At 59.9% G+C, this 14705-nt stretch carries 14 protein-coding genes and 1 tRNA gene; 8 read left to right on the forward strand and 7 right to left on the reverse strand.

Going from position 1 to position 14705, the window contains the following annotated elements; genetic code table 11:
• The first annotated feature begins 445 nt into the window (after positions 1–445).
• A complete protein-coding gene (locus LT42_RS24995; protein ID WP_081955434.1) occupies positions 446–2407 on the forward strand; it encodes an acyltransferase family protein in 1962 nt (653 codons plus the stop codon).
• 7 nt (positions 2408–2414) lie between these two features.
• Here LT42_RS24995 and LT42_RS18810 read toward each other — a convergent pair whose 3' ends face one another.
• From LT42_RS18810 to LT42_RS18840, 7 genes are all read right to left on the reverse strand, one after another.
• Positions 2415–3170, reverse strand: coding sequence for a substrate-binding periplasmic protein (locus tag LT42_RS18810; protein WP_037016285.1), 756 nt, complete (start codon positions 3168–3170; stop codon positions 2415–2417).
• An 81-nt stretch (positions 3171–3251) separates the two neighbouring features.
• On the reverse strand, positions 3252–4022 hold the full coding sequence (gene hisF / locus LT42_RS18815) for an imidazole glycerol phosphate synthase subunit HisF (RefSeq protein WP_037016289.1): 771 nt from the start codon (positions 4020–4022) through the stop codon (positions 3252–3254).
• Between the two features lie 84 nt (positions 4023–4106).
• Entirely contained in the window at positions 4107–4856 is a 750-nt protein-coding gene (hisA, locus tag LT42_RS18820) for a 1-(5-phosphoribosyl)-5-[(5-phosphoribosylamino)methylideneamino]imidazole-4-carboxamide isomerase (RefSeq protein WP_037016292.1), read from the reverse strand.
• 162 nt (positions 4857–5018) lie between these two features.
• The gene (locus tag LT42_RS18825) at positions 5019–5279 is read right to left on the reverse strand and encodes a DUF2164 domain-containing protein (RefSeq protein WP_037016295.1); all 261 of its coding nucleotides are present in this window, start codon (positions 5277–5279) and stop codon (positions 5019–5021) included.
• Positions 5279–5917, reverse strand: coding sequence for an imidazole glycerol phosphate synthase subunit HisH (gene hisH, locus LT42_RS18830; protein ID WP_037016297.1), 639 nt, complete (start codon positions 5915–5917; stop codon positions 5279–5281). Before hisH ends, LT42_RS18825 begins: the two co-directional genes overlap by 1 nt.
• On the reverse strand, positions 5917–6510 hold the full coding sequence (gene hisB / locus LT42_RS18835; RefSeq protein ID WP_037017551.1) for an imidazoleglycerol-phosphate dehydratase HisB: 594 nt from the start codon (positions 6508–6510) through the stop codon (positions 5917–5919). The genes hisH and hisB overlap by 1 nt, the downstream gene beginning before the upstream one ends.
• A gap of 267 nt (positions 6511–6777) precedes the next feature.
• Positions 6778–8439, reverse strand: a complete 1662-nt coding sequence (locus tag LT42_RS18840; protein WP_037016298.1) for an OFA family MFS transporter — start codon at positions 8437–8439, stop codon at positions 6778–6780.
• A 330-nt stretch (positions 8440–8769) separates the two neighbouring features.
• Here LT42_RS18840 and LT42_RS18845 point away from each other — a divergent pair, with 330 nt between their 5' ends.
• The 7 genes from LT42_RS18845 (at position 8770) to LT42_RS18875 (ending at position 14602) form a co-directional block, all read left to right on the forward strand.
• Positions 8770–11007: an AsmA family protein gene (locus tag LT42_RS18845; protein ID WP_037016300.1), complete on the forward strand. Its 2238-nt coding sequence runs from the start codon at positions 8770–8772 to the stop codon at positions 11005–11007.
• 159 nt (positions 11008–11166) lie between these two features.
• Positions 11167–12234, forward strand: a complete 1068-nt coding sequence (mutY, locus tag LT42_RS18850) for an A/G-specific adenine glycosylase (protein WP_037016303.1) — start codon at positions 11167–11169, stop codon at positions 12232–12234.
• On the forward strand, positions 12231–12503 hold the full coding sequence (locus LT42_RS18855) for an oxidative damage protection protein (RefSeq protein WP_037016305.1): 273 nt from the start codon (positions 12231–12233) through the stop codon (positions 12501–12503). The genes mutY and LT42_RS18855 overlap by 4 nt, the downstream gene beginning before the upstream one ends.
• Before the next feature lie 102 nt (positions 12504–12605).
• A tRNA-Phe gene (locus LT42_RS18860) sits at positions 12606–12681 on the forward strand.
• A gap of 96 nt (positions 12682–12777) precedes the next feature.
• Complete coding sequence (locus LT42_RS18865; RefSeq protein WP_037016307.1) at positions 12778–13413, forward strand: hypothetical protein; 636 nt, start codon at positions 12778–12780, stop codon at positions 13411–13413.
• A gap of 63 nt (positions 13414–13476) precedes the next feature.
• Positions 13477–13971, forward strand: a complete 495-nt coding sequence (locus LT42_RS18870) for a hypothetical protein (RefSeq protein ID WP_037016309.1) — start codon at positions 13477–13479, stop codon at positions 13969–13971.
• A gap of 88 nt (positions 13972–14059) precedes the next feature.
• Positions 14060–14602 carry a cytochrome b gene (locus LT42_RS18875; RefSeq protein WP_081955419.1) on the forward strand — a complete coding sequence of 181 codons (543 nt, stop codon included), beginning with the start codon at positions 14060–14062 and terminating at the stop codon, positions 14600–14602.
• Positions 14603–14705: the final 103 nt, after the last annotated feature.

The following is a 14705-nucleotide window of genomic DNA, read 5'->3' on the forward strand; positions in this document are numbered from 1 at the left end:
GAGTACATCCTGAATTGCTGCGGCGCTGCCAGAATTTTTCGCGGGCAAGCGCGCTCCTACAGGTGAATCCAAAGATCGCGCCGGGCGCAAGGATTGATTGCGCAAGGGGGATCGTATTGATTGCGCCGGGTTAAGGCGACGATTGGGCGCCTCGGCGTACGGGTCATGAATCGCAGACGGCCGGTGTAGGCGCGCGCTTGCCCGCGAAGGCGGCAGTCCGGTCACTGAAGACTCCACGGATGGACTCGATTCATCGCCTTCAATCAATGCCTGGCGCCGCGCCGTAATTCTGGCACCTCCATAACCATCCTGTTTCAGCGCGCCGATGCAAGGCATTCATTGGACTGCGCGCGCCCGTCCTCTATGGTGAGACTCGAACGGATGCAGCGCCCGAATGCAGTGGGAGTGCCTCAGCGACCCACACCTTTACGGAATCAAGGCGCTCATGAATTCAACCACTGCTCCAAGCCCACGCGTGCTCGCCTATCGGCCCGAGATAGACGGGCTGCGTACGGTAGCCGTGCTCCCGGTGATCCTTTTTCACGCCGGGTTCATGTTTTTCTCGGGTGGCTTCGTCGGTGTCGATATCTTCTTTGTCATTTCGGGATACCTGATCACCTCGATCCTGGCGGCGGAGATAGCCCAGGGTCACTTCTCGATTTTGAAGTTCTACGAGCGGCGCGCCCGTCGCATCCTGCCCGCGCTGTTTTTCGTGATCATCGCCACGCTGCCGTTTGCGCTGCTGTGGATGCTCGACAGCGATATCCAGAACCTGGGGCGCAGCATCATGTCGGTGGCGGTCTTTGCCTCCAACCTTTTCTTCTGGCGCAATACCGACTACTTCGACCCTGCCGCTGGCGAACAACCGCTGCTCCACACGTGGAGCCTGGCGGTGGAGGAGCAGTACTACATCTTCTTCCCGCTGTTCTTACTGCTGGCGTGGAAGCTGAAAAAACCCGGCCTGACGCTGTTCATTCTGGTCATTACCTGTGTTTCGCTCGCTTTGGCCGAATGGGGGGCGACGTACCATCCCGCCGTGAATTTCTACCTGTTGCCAACCCGGGCCTGGGAGCTGTTGGCCGGTTCACTCACGGCGATGGTGCTGTTTCGTCAGCCCGGCACGCCAGCAGCCCCCGACGGGTTTAGCCTGGTCAAAGCCGCCTTGGCAATTACCGGCGCGGGACTGGTGCTGTATTCGGTGTTCGGTTTTGATGAGACCACTCCCTTTCCGAGCCTGTACACGGTTGTCCCGGTGCTCGGTACGTGCCTGATCATCCTGTTCGCTTCGCCGCATTGTGTGACGGGCAAAGTGTTATCGCTCAAGCCGATGGTCTGGATCGGCCTGCTGTCCTACAGCGCGTACCTGTGGCATCAGCCGCTCTTTGCCCTGTATCGCCTGTCGCCGTTGCAGCTCTCGAATCATGATCAGATCGTTTTTCCGATGTTGATTGTCGTGGTGTTCCTGCTCGCCTGGTTCAGCTGGAAATACATTGAGGCGCCCTTCCGCTATAAAAACCGTATTTCACAAAAAGGCGTTTTCCGCTGGGCCGTGGCGAGCATCGTGCTGTTGCTGGGCATCGGCGGGACACTCAACGCGGTCTACAAGCCGGTGGCTGACCCCATGGCCGTTCAGGTGCAGGACTGCGAAGGCTATGACGCGAGAGGCTCGGAGCTGGCCTGCAAGAAGATCGGCACCGGGAGCAGACTGGTGGTCCTGTTCGGTGACTCCCACGTACTGCCGCTGGTCGACGCCTTCAGCGAGGACCCGGCCATGACGTACATGTTTGTTTCGATTCCCGGTTGCCCGCCGCTGGTCGGGCTAGAGCGCTACGACGGCATCGGCAACAGCTCCAACTGCGACAAGCCGGGACAGCTGGCGCACTACGCCCAGCAGATCGCCAGCCTGCAGCCGGAGAAGATCATCCTAGTGGGGCGCTGGACGCTGTACATGCATGGCTGGCAGAAAAAGAACGTGCTGCAGAAAAAACATCATTTACTGCAACTGGAGACTGGCGAGACCGGGCTGACGCCTCAACAGGTTGTTGCCAGAGGCGTGGATGCCACGGTGGAGTTCTTTGGCCGCACCGCGCCGCAAAGCACGCTGTTCATTCTTGAGCAGGTGCCCGACATCCAGATGTTCGGGCATGTGAAGGCGGTTGTCAGCGCACTGGGAGACAGCGTTCCGCGCACCGCCATCGACGCCTGGGACGAGAGCGAGATGTCCATGCTGGCCGATGAGGCCAACGGCGGGGCGCTTCGGGTGATCAGGACCAAACAGTACTTTTGCAACGCGGCCAGCTGCGAGATCGGCAAAGACAAGCGCTTTTACTACCTGGACGACAACCATCTGAGCGCGTCGGGCGCCAAGCTGCTGAGCGAGCCGTTGAAGATGGCGATCAACCCATGAATTGCGCCTATAGAAACTCGGCAAAAATGGAATCGACGACGCCCTCCTTGCGCAGTTGATCCAGCGCGCCCTGCAGTCGGGCGACTACGGCGTCGGGGGTGTCTTTGTTCAGCGCCAGGAACAGCTCGGCGCTGTTGAAGCGCAGCACGGTTTTCAATCCGGTGATGCCTTCCTGCCGGGCCAGATAACGCCCTGCCGGGTCGCCCGTGGCCCAGAGATCGAGCTGACCATCGACAAGCTTCCTGGCGTTGTCCTTGTCGCTGAGCACCGTGACAGGCTTCATGCCCTGACGCGCCAGTTCCACGGCGATGGCATCGCCTTTGTAGGCACCAATTCGATAAGGTCGGGCGGCCTCCAGTGAACTTAGCTCAATAGGGCTGTCAGCACGCGCCAGCAAAACCCAGTCGTCCGGACCGATCGGGCCGACCCATTTGAAGCGTTTTTCGCGCTCGGGCAATCGCGCGGTCACGAAGACGCCGTAACCGGGATTTTCCAGCGCCAGTTTGTAGATGCGCTCCCACGGGAAACGCAGGGTCATGCTGTAGCCAACACCGGCGCGCTTGAAGGTCTCGCGCACCACCTCCGCGGCGATGCCCTTGATGTTGGCTTCCTGGGCGAAGTTCTTGCCGTCGGCGGCCATGTTGTACGGGGGGAAGTTTTCGGTCAGCAGGACCATCGAATAAGCCGGTGAATCGTCGGCACGGGCCGCGCCCGAGAGCAGCGTCACGGCGCTGATCAGCGCAAGAAAAACACCTTTGAACATATCCCTGGCACCCGATCCTGACGACCGCAAGAGAGTGCCGCTAACCCGCGGCAAAGTCTAGTTCGCGGTCGTCATGGCCGGTCAGCGAACCACAATCCCCTGCTTGGCCATGTAGGCCTTGGCTTCGGGCACGGTGTATTCGCCAAAATGGAAAATGCTCGCCGCCAGCACAGCGCTGGCATGTCCCTGCAGCACGCCGGCGGCCAGGTGCTCAAGGTTGCCGACGCCGCCCGACGCGATCACCGGAATGCCGAGTGCATCGCTGATGGCGCGGGTGACGCCCAGATCGAAGCCGTTCTTCATGCCGTCCTGATCCATGCTGGTCAGCAGAATTTCGCCAGCGCCCAGGTCTTCCATCTTTTTGGCCCACATGACGGCGTCCAGCCCTGTCGGCTTGCGACCGCCGTGAGTGAATATCTCCCAGCGCGGCTCTTCACCGGGCAGCGAAACCTTCTTGGCATCAATGGCCACGACGATGCACTGGGAGCCGAATCGCGCAGCGGCTTCGCCGACAAACTCGGGATTGAACACGGCAGCGGTGTTGATCGACACCTTATCGGCGCCGGCATTGAGCAGATTGCGGATGTCCTGCACCGTGCGCACGCCGCCACCGACAGTCAGCGGAATGAACACCTGACTGGCCATGCGCTCAACGGTATGCAGGGTAGTGTCTCGGCCGTCGACACTGGCCGTGATGTCCAGAAAGGTAATCTCGTCGGCGCCCTGCTCGTCATAGCGACGGGCAATTTCCACCGGATCGCCGGCGTCGCGGATGTTCTCGAACTTCACGCCTTTGACTACGCGGCCGTTGTCGACGTCAAGGCAAGGGATGATGCGTTTGGCGAGGGCCATGGTTAGTCCTTAGGTTGCAAGCTTCAAGCTTTAAGCTGCAAGTAGAAGCGGATCGAGGTCAGCTTCTGACTTGCAGCCTGCAGCTTACTGCTTGGAGCTGCCTGCGTAGCTGTCACAAAACGCCTGTGCCTCAGCGACATCCAGCGTGCCTTCGTAAATGGCGCGGCCGGTAATGGCGCCGATGATGCCGGGCGCTTTGGCGTCGAGCAGCGCCTTGATGTCGCCCAGGTTATGAATACCGCCGGAGGCGATCACCGGAATGCGTGTGGCGGCAGCGAGCGCGGCGGTGAACGGGACGTTGCAGCCCTGCATCATGCCGTCTTTGGCGATGTCGGTATAAACGATCGCCGAGACGCCGTCGGCTTCGAAGCGTTTAGCCAGATCAATCACCTGCACGGTGCTGACCTCAGCCCAACCGTCGGTGGCGACGAAGCCATCTTTGGCATCCAGGCCGACGATCACTTTGCCGGGAAATGCGCGGCAGGCTTCTGCGACGAATTCGGGCTCCTTGACCGCCTTGGTGCCGATGATGACGTAACTCACGCCGGCTTTGACGTAGTGCTCGATGGTTTCCAGCGAGCGAATGCCGCCACCGATCTGGATTGGCAGGTTTGGGTAGCGACGGGCAATCGCCGTCACGACTTCACCATTGACCGGCTGGCCTTCAAACGCACCATTGAGGTCGACCAGATGCAAGCGACGGCAGCCGCCCTCTACCCATTTGGCAGCCATGCTCACCGGATCATCGGAGAACACTGTGGAATCTTCCATCCGGCCTTGGCGCAGACGCACGCATGCGCCGTCTTTAAGGTCGATCGCGGGAATAATAAGCATGGTTTTTCCTTCGTCAAAGGAGCTGCAAGCTGCAAGCCATGAGCTGCAAGAGGCATCTCCACTAATTCTCGCAGCCTGATGCTGCCTTGATTCTGCTGTGATGTATGCGACCTCAAGACCGCGGCAGGCACGCCCTTTCTTGAGGCTTGCGGCTTGCGGCTTTCAGCTGCTCTTCTCCAACGCCCACAGGTCGCTCTCGATGCTTTCGAAACGCTCTTTAAGGTGCGTCTGCACATCGAAGATCGCGCGGTTGTAGTAATGCGGCGCGATCTCGCGGGTGAACAACTCCAGAATTTCAGCCGCTTCGAACGAACCCAGGTCCAGCTCGAAACGGTCTTCCATGAACCGCTTTATCGTGTGACACGCCTCACTCTCCTGCTCGGGAGTGAGGGTCAGAATCGGCGGTTTGGTTTTCTTGCTCATTACCGGCTGCCGTCCCACACGGCGAAGTTCTGCAGCAACTGCAGGCCATGGGTGTGGCTCTTCTCCGGGTGGAATTGCACGGCAAAGCGCGAGCCGTCCGCCAGCGCAGCGGCGAAGTCATGACCGTAATGACCTCGACCGGCGACCTGCTGAGGGTTTGGCGAGTCGATGTAGTAGCTGTGCACGAAATAGAACCGCGCCATGTCCGGGATGTTGGCCCACAGCGGGTGATCCACTGCCTGCGCCACTTCATTCCAGCCCATGTGCGGGACTTTCAGATGCTGACCGTCTTCGTGCAGATCCTTGCCGAAGAAGCGAACCTGGCCCGGGAACACACCAATGCAGTCAACTCCGGCGCTTTCCTCGCTGTGATCCATCAGCGCCTGCATGCCCACGCAGATGCCGAGAAATGGACGGTCCTGACTGACTTCGCGCACCAGCGCATCGAAGCCCAGACGACGGATTTCAGCCATGCAATCGCGAATCGCGCCGACACCGGGAAAAACGACACGGTCAGCTTCGCGAATGACCTCGGCGTCGCTGGTAATCAGTACACGGCCGGCGCCGACGTGCTCCAGCGCCTTGGCCACCGAGTGCAGGTTGCCCATGCCATAGTCGATAACGGCAACGGTCTGCATTAGAGCACGCCCTTGGTGGAAGGCATCTGGCCGGCCATGCGGTCGTCGAGCTCTACCGCCATGCGCAACGCGCGGCCAAAGGCCTTGAAGACGGTTTCGATCTGGTGGTGGGTGTTGTGCCCGCGCAGGTTGTCGATGTGCAGCGTGACATTGGCGTGGTTGACGAAGCCCTGGAAGAACTCCTGGAACAGGTCCACATCAAAGCCGCCGACGGTGGCACGGGTGTAAGGGACGTGCATCTGCAGGCCGGGACGACCGGAGAAGTCGATGACCACGCGCGAAAGCGCTTCATCCAGCGGGACATAGGCGTGACCGTAGCGACGGATGCCTTTTTTGTCGCCGATGGCTTTGCTAAATGCCTGACCCAGCGTGATGCCGACATCTTCCACAGTGTGGTGATCGTCGATGTGCAGGTCGCCTTTGCATTCGATATCCAGATCGATCAGCCCGTGACGGGCAATCTGGTCGAGCATGTGTTCAAGAAAAGGAACGCCGATATCAAATCGGGCCTTTCCGGTGCCATCCAGGTTGATCGAGGCTTTGATCTGGGTTTCCAGAGTGTCGCGCTCGACGAACACCATACGTTCGGCCATCACCAGCTCCGCAAAATCATTGGGCGAAAAGGCGGCCATTATAGGCGGGTGGCGGGGAAACAGAAACATGAAGCGAGGAATGACAGACAGGGGGAAATGGCACTGACGAGGATGTACATGTCTGTACATATGGGCTGCAGGAGCCGGCTTGCTGGCGAATATGGTGCTTCAGCGCAAATGATGTGCCTGATACATCAAGCTTCGCCAGCAAGCCGGCGCCTACGGTGCGCGCTGGCCTGAAGGACTCAGGCCAGCACGGACAGGCTCTTAGTGAAACAGTACGGCAGTCTTCTGCAGAGTGATCCACACGCCCCACGCCAACGGAATGCCCACCGCCAACCAGGCCAGAACGGCCAGCGGCTTGGTGCTTGGGTCGGCTTTCCATTCCAGCGAAGTGCTGTGGTCAGCGCCAGCATCGTGACCGATGGCTTGTTCAGCCTTCAGTTGCTCGTCGGTCATGAAGTACTTGTCGGCCACCGGACGCACCAGCAGGTTGCAGATAAAGCCCAGCACCAGCAGACCCGCAAGGATGTACAGGGTGATGTCATAGGCATCCGCCCGCGCAACGCCGTGGCTCAACTGGTACTCGCGCAGGTAGTTGACCAGCACTGGACCCAGCACACCGGCAGCTGCCCACGCGGTCAGTAGACGACCGTGGATCGCGCCCACCATTTGCGTACCGAACAGGTCGGCCAGGTAAGCCGGAACGGTTGCAAAACCGCCGCCGTACATCGACAGCACCACGCAGAATGCCGCTACGAACAGCGCTACGCTGCCCAGATGACCCAGGGTCGGCACCGACGCGTAGAGCAGGAAGCCCAGCGCGAAGAACACAAAGTACGTGGCTTTACGGCCGATGTAGTCCGAGAATGACGCCCAGAAGAAGCGACCGCCGATGTTGAACAGGCTCAGCAGACCGGTGAAGCCTGCCGCGATGGCTGCGATGGCGGCCAGTTGCGAAGCATCCAGCTGCCCGAACGGCTGATCGGTGCCCAGCAGCTTGCCGCCGAATACTTCCTGCAGCAGTGGCGAAGCCATGCCGAGGATGCCGATACCCGCCGAAACGTTCAGGCACAGCACCAGCCAGACCAGACGGAATTGCGGGGTTTTCCACGCAACGCTGACGTGTACGTGGCGGTTGGTGATCATCGCGCTGTTGGCTTTCTTTGCCGGAGCGGTCCAGCCTTCAGGCTTCCAGCCGGTAGGCGGAACGCGGTACGACAGAGCACCGCCGATCATGAAGATGAAGTAAATCACCGCCATCACCGCGAAGCTTTGCCACACGCCAACGCTGTCAGGCGTAGCGAAATGGCTCATCAGTGCGGTTGCCAGTGGAGCGCCAACCATTGCGCCGCCGCCGAAACCCATGATCGCCATGCCCGTGGCCATACCGCGCTTGTCCGGAAACCACTTGATCAGCGTCGACACCGGCGAGATATAACCCAGGCCCAGACCGATACCGCCGATCACGCCCGAGCCGATCCACATCAGCCATATCTGGTGGGTATACACACCCAGCGCCGAGATCAGCAGACCGCCACACCAGCACAGGGCCGATACGACACCCGCCTTGCGTGGGCCTGCGTGTTCAAGCCAGCCGCCCCAGATGGCTGCGGAGCAACCCAGGAAAATGAAGAACAGGGTGTAGATCCAGCCGAGCATGGAGATCGGCCAGTCGCAGCTGGACGAAAAGACTTGCTCGAAAAAGCCCATGTCCGGTGCGCAAGCGACAGCGGTCTTGATGCCGATGGCCTTGGACAGTGGCAGCCAGAACACCGAGAAGCCGTAGGCCATGCCGATACACAGGTGAATAGCCAATGCAGCCGGTGGAACCAGCCAGCGGTTGAACCCGCGCTTGGCGATGATGCGCTCTTTGGACAAGAACGCAGGCTGAGCGGAAGTACCGCCCAGAGCAGTGCTCGTAGTCATCTAATGTTGCCCCCAATTTTTAGTTGTATCCCGCAAGAACGGCGACGTTGCTCCGCCCCCACTCTGTTAAGCACGCAGGCCTCGGTGGGTTATCGGCAGGCAGTCTCTTTACGTGACAATTCGACGCAGCAAGGCTGGCGAACGGCGCGAGATTACCATTTGCGGGTCAAAAGAAAGCATTCTGCTACTACCTTTTTTGCGCCGTCTGTCACCGCGCAGGGGGCAGGCAGTCGCCTCTCCAGCGCCATTGACGATCCAAAACCCAGTGCCTGCGTGAGAACGCTATACTCGCGGGCTAAATTTTGAACGACTCGACACAAGGACTCGCCCATGAAAGCGTTCGGCAAAATCCTGGGACTCACCCTTCTCGGGCTGTTGCTGATCATCGTGGCTCTTGGCTTTGCCTTGACCCATCTGTTTGATCCCAACGATTACAAAGACGAGATTCGAAAACTGGTTCGCGACCGCGCCCATGTCGAGCTGACGCTTAACGGCGACATCGGCTGGAGCCTGTTTCCGTGGCTGGGCCTGGAGCTGCATGACGCCAGCGTCGCCACCTTGAGCGAGCCGACCAAACCTTTCGCCGATTTGCAGATGTTGGGGCTTTCTGTCCGCGTTCTGCCGCTGCTGCGCAAGGAAGTGCAGATGAGCGATGTGCGGGTCGAGGGCTTGAATCTGACCCTGACGCGCGACGAAAACGGCCACGGCAATTGGGAAGACATCGGCAAGGTCCCTGCGACTGCGGCCAACCCTGCCCAGCCGCCCGCCACGCCCGCCCCGGCTGACGCTCAGGCGGATCCCGCTTCGACCAAGCCTGACAAACCATGGCAGCCGCTCAAGCTGGACATCGACAGCCTGACCGTGAACAACGCGCGCATCGATTACAACGACATTCCCAAGGCCCGGCAATTGACCGCCGAGAGCATCCAGCTGAGCACTGGCCCGATCCACAACGCGACCGATATCCCGTTGAAGCTGACGGCTTTCTTGAGCACCAACCAGCCGGTCGTCCGAACCAAAACCGAGCTGACCGGCAAGCTGCGTTTCGACCGCGTGCTCAAGCGCTATCAACTTGATGACATGCGCTTCTCCGGCGAAGCGGCGGGCGATCCGCTGCAGGGCAAGACATTGACGTTCTCGGCCCAGGGCCAGTTGCTGGCAGACATGTCCGCCAACGTCGCCGAATGGACCAATCTGAAACTTTCGGCCAATCAGTTGCGCGCCATCGGCGAGCTGCATGTGCGCGATCTGGACAAGACCCCGCAGCTGACGGGCGGCCTGTCAATCGCGCAATTCAACCTGCGTGATTTCCTCGACAACATCGGTCAGCCCGCGCCGGCACTGGGTGACGGCAGCCTGAACAAACTGGAGCTGGTCACCCGTATTGCCGCGACGCCCAACAGCGTGTCGCTGGACAACCTGACGATGAAGCTCGACGACAGCACCATCACCGGCCGCGTCGCTGTGGAAGACTTCGCCAAACAGTCCTTGCGCGTCCAGCTCAAGGCCGACACGTTCGACGCCGACCGCTATCGGGCGCCCGAGGGCGAACAGGCGAAAAGCGCTGGCGCTGCTCGCAAATCCGAAGTTCAAGGCGCCGAAGCCGAAGCCATGGTTGCGTCAGGTACCTCGCCGCTGCCCAATCAGCCCACGCAAGGCGCCTGGAGCGATGCGAAGCTGTTGCCAGTGGAGCGCCTGCGCAAACTCGATGTTGACGCTGACCTCAGTTTTGGCAAGCTGACGCTGGAGAAACTGCCCATTCAAAACGCGGCGCTGAAAACCTCTGCGCTAGACGGGGTGGTCACGCTCAGCAGTCTGCGCGGCGATCTGTACAACGGCAATTTCGAAGTCAAAGGCAATTATGACGCCCGCCCCGAAGTGCCGTTGGCGAGCGTTCAGACCCGTATCGCGAAGGTCCCCGTGGAGCACTTCATCCAGAGTCAGGGCACCACGCCGCCACTGCGCGGCCTGCTCAACCTCACCAGCGACGTGACCGCCAAAGGCAACAGTGAGAAGGCGCTGGTCGAAAACCTCAACGGTACCGCCAGCTTTGCGCTGAACGACGGCGTGCTGGTCAACGCCAACCTCGAACAGCAGTTGTGCCGCGGGATCTCGACGCTCAATCGCAAAACCCTGAGTGGCGAGCCGCGCGGCAAAGACACGCCTTTCCAGCAGCTCAACGGCAATCTGGTGTTCCGTAACGGCGTGGCCAGCAACCCTGACTTGAAAGTCCGCACCCCCGGCCTGAGCGTCAATGGCGACGGGGACATCGACCTGCGTGTGATGGGCATGAACTACCGGATCGGTGTGATCATCGAGGGCGACAAAAGCGACATGCCGGACCCGGCCTGTGAAGTGAATCCTCGGTTTGTCGGGATTGAATGGCCGGTTCTATGCCGTGGCCCGCTGGAACTGGGCGCCAAGGCCTGCCGGCTGGACAACGACGGCCTGGGCAAGGTCGCCGCCAAACTCGCAGGCGACCGTATTGGCGACAAGATCGATGAAAAACTGGGGGACAAGGTCAGTCCCGAGCTCAAGGACGCAATCAAGGGACTGTTCAAGCGTTAACTTCACTCAGCAGGCGCTGCTGAAAGAACTGTAGGAGCGCGCTTGCCCGCGAAGGCGTTGGGTCATAAACCATCATGGTGGCTGACCCAACACACTCGCGGACTAGCGTTAATCCAGACATGGGTGCAACCCCACTCTATTCGACCACCGGAACCCTTGATGCAACCCGAGCAGTTCTCCTCCGCCGTTCTCGACTGGTACGACCGTCACGGCCGCCACGATCTTCCCTGGCAACACGACATCACTCCTTACCGCGTGTGGGTCTCGGAAATCATGCTGCAGCAAACCCAGGTCAGCACCGTCCTGGGCTATTTCGACAAATTCATGGAAGCCCTTCCGACCGTCCAAGCGTTGGCCGAAGCGCCGGAAGACGAAGTGCTGCACCTGTGGACGGGGCTTGGCTATTACACCCGCGCGCGCAATTTGCAGAAAGCCGCGAAAATCGTGGTGGCCGAACACGGCGGTGAGTTTCCCCGGGACGTGGATAAGCTCGTCGAGCTGCCCGGGATTGGCCTCTCGACAGCAGGTGCCATTGCCAGCATCAGCATGGGCCTGCGCGCGCCGATCCTCGACGGCAACGTCAAGCGCGTGCTCGCCCGCTTCACCGCCCAGGAAGGCTATCCTGGCGAGCCCAAGGTGGCGAAGCAGATGTGGGCCACGGCAGAGCGTTACACGCCACACAGCCGGGTCAACCATTACACCCAGGCGATGATGGACCTGGGCGCCACACTCTGCACTCGCAGCAGACCCAGCTGCCTGCTCTGCCCGCTGGAGCGAGGCTGTGAAGCGCACATGCTGGGCCAGGAAACCCGCTACCCCATCCCCAAACCGCGCAAGGTCGTGCCGCAAAAACGCACCTTGATGCCTATCTTCGCCAATCAGGAAGGCGCGATTCTGCTTTATCGCCGCCCTTCAACCGGGCTATGGGGCGGGCTATGGAGCTTGCCGGAGTTGGACGACTTCAACGACATGCAGCACCTGGCCAACCAACACGCACTCGCGATGGGCGAACATCAAGCCTTGCCGGGCTTGGTGCACACGTTCAGCCACTTTCAGCTGACCATCGAACCCTGGCTGGTCCGGGTGCGGGAGTCGGCCCATCACGTGGCCGAGGATGACTGGCTCTGGTATAACCTCGCCACCCCGCCGCGCCTGGGCCTTGCCGCCCCGGTGAAGAAACTGCTGAAAAACGCAGCCGACGTACTGAATGCAGGAGAGTCCGCATGACCCGCACCGTGATGTGCCGCAAATACAAAGAAGAATTGCCCGGCCTGGACCGTCCACCCTATCCGGGCGCCAAAGGTGAAGACATCTACAACCACGTCTCGCAAAAGGCCTGGGCTGACTGGCAGAAACACCAGACCCTGCTCATCAATGAGCGCCGTCTGAACATGATGAACGCTGAAGATCGCAAATTCCTGCAGGTCGAGATGGACAAATACCTGTCCGGCGAGGAATACGCCAAGGCTGACGGCTACGTTCCGCCGTCTGAATAATCCTTCGCAGACAGTGTTCGTCGTAAGCGGAGGAAATAATTCAGATTTTTTTCAACGCCACGCTTGACGACCTTCAGAAAAACACGTTTAATGCGCCCCGTTGCCCAGATAGCTCAGTCGGTAGAGCAGGGGATTGAAAATCCCCGTGTCGGCGGTTCGATTCCGTCTCTGGGCACCACAAATACCGAAAAACCCCTGCATCGAAAGATTCAGGGGTTTTTTATTGGGCGCGATTTATTAACATTGCCGACTTGACCCTATCAAGGAGCCCGTCATGGCATCTGTCACCAAGCAGCAGAAACGAGCCAAGCGCGCCAAGACCAAAGCCAAAGCGCAGCGTGTCGCCCGCCAGCATCCGCAAACGGTCAATCCGATCGTCCCGGATTACTTCATGCCTGACGTGTTCGACGATGACGAAACCCTGCTCCACAGTTACGTCGAGCCCGACATCCTTGAGGCCTTGAATGAGGAAGAGCGCGAGGCGATGGCGTCGCTGATAAGAGGCGATTCCGGGATGCCGTTCACCGAGGACGAAATGCTGTTGACGGAGGTTTACCTGGTCCCTGCGCCGGAGCCGTCCGAGGAGCAACGCCTCGCCCATTACGAAGTGCTCAAGCGTGCCGAGCAGCAAGGGTTTCTCGATCTACTTGATGCCTTCGCCAGAGGTCCGATAGCCGCCCACGCCTTCTACAACATCGATTTCGATCATTACCTCGACGTCCTGGTGAACACGCTTGGCGCCTACATGATGTGGGCCCACGGACTGGATGAGGCGACTGTCAGGGCGTGCATCGACGACGACGATTTCTATGAAGCCTTCCGCGCCGTTCTTGGCGAGATCGAGATGGAGTCCACGATGCAGATGCTGGGAATCGACCGCAACGAGCACGACGAACCGGCGCAAGACTGAATACAATACGCGCCCGATGATCTGGGCCATGCGAATGGCTGCACCGAACAAGGAACCGCCGTCATGGCCTCCCCCGACAAACAGCAAAAACGCGCCCAGCGGGCAAAGGCCAAGGCCAAGCGGAACCGTTCCGGCAAGGCCCGGCCGAGCGTCATTCACCCAGTGCTCAACCACGCGTTCGTCAACGAGCCTTTCGATGACGTCGAAATCGACCTGAGTACGTTCGATTTCAAAGACATCGAAGAAAACGGTTTCGACCCGGCGGATTTCGATGACTTGTTCCAAGCCATGAAGCAGGCGGAATCGGTGAGCCTGTTGGCGATGTGCGTGGTGTTCCTGCAATACCCGGTGCTGGAGCTGGTGATCTCCGAACAAGACGAGGAGCCGGCGACCGATTTCATGATGGGCCTGCTGATCACCTACCGCGGGCTCTTCCATGAGGAAGACGAAGACACTGCCGTCGAGTGGCTTGGCAGTGACACATTTCAGACCGCCTACAACGAAGCATCCGTCATCCTGCAAAAAAAGAACGCCCGTGGAGCCTTCGCGCGTCCTTGATACGTTTTTGATTTACATGACCCCCGTCAAAACGGTAGCTTTGCGCCACCACGAGAATGCAACTCCTTCTCAATAAAGGCTCGCCGTTTTGACTCGTCATCTTCCCTCTTCGCCTGAACATGCTTCAGGCGATGCTAGGCGTTACTCCAAGACCCGCATTTTCCTGCACTGGCTATCCGCTGCCGTCATCCTGTGGGCGACGTTCAGCGGCTTCGGCGTTGCGTTGCTTGAGCAGAACGATCCTTTTCGGCAGTGGGTCGAGTCATTCAATCCACAGCTGACCAGCCTCTTCATCCCCTTCTTTGCCTGGCGGTTATGGCTGGCATTCCACGCGCGCCGCCATCCGGTCACCCACGACCTGCAGGCGCGCCTGGCAAGCGCTGCGCACACGGCGATTTACGCGGCGGTGGCGGGCGTGCTGATCACAGGCGTCCTGATGATGAGTCATCCGGTCACGCTCCTGGCGCTGATCCCGATGCCACAGCTGATCCATTCGCCGGTGGCGCTGCTGGAGCTGCATGAAGTGCATCGCGTCCTGTGCGCGGTATTGGCCGGGTTGGTGGCGCTGCACTTGGCTGCGGTTGTGCTGCATCAAATGCGCGGGCAGTCGGTGCTAAAAAACATGCGCTGATCGCCGGACAACTGTAGGAGCGCGCTTGCCCGCGAAAAAATGTCCCTTTCAAAATGGATAGCACCGAAAGAGCCAAAGTCTCGGATGAGCTCACCACCACCAA

This window comes from Pseudomonas lutea, assembly GCF_000759445.1.
Taxonomy (GTDB): Bacteria; Pseudomonadota; Gammaproteobacteria; order Pseudomonadales; family Pseudomonadaceae; genus Aquipseudomonas; species Aquipseudomonas lutea.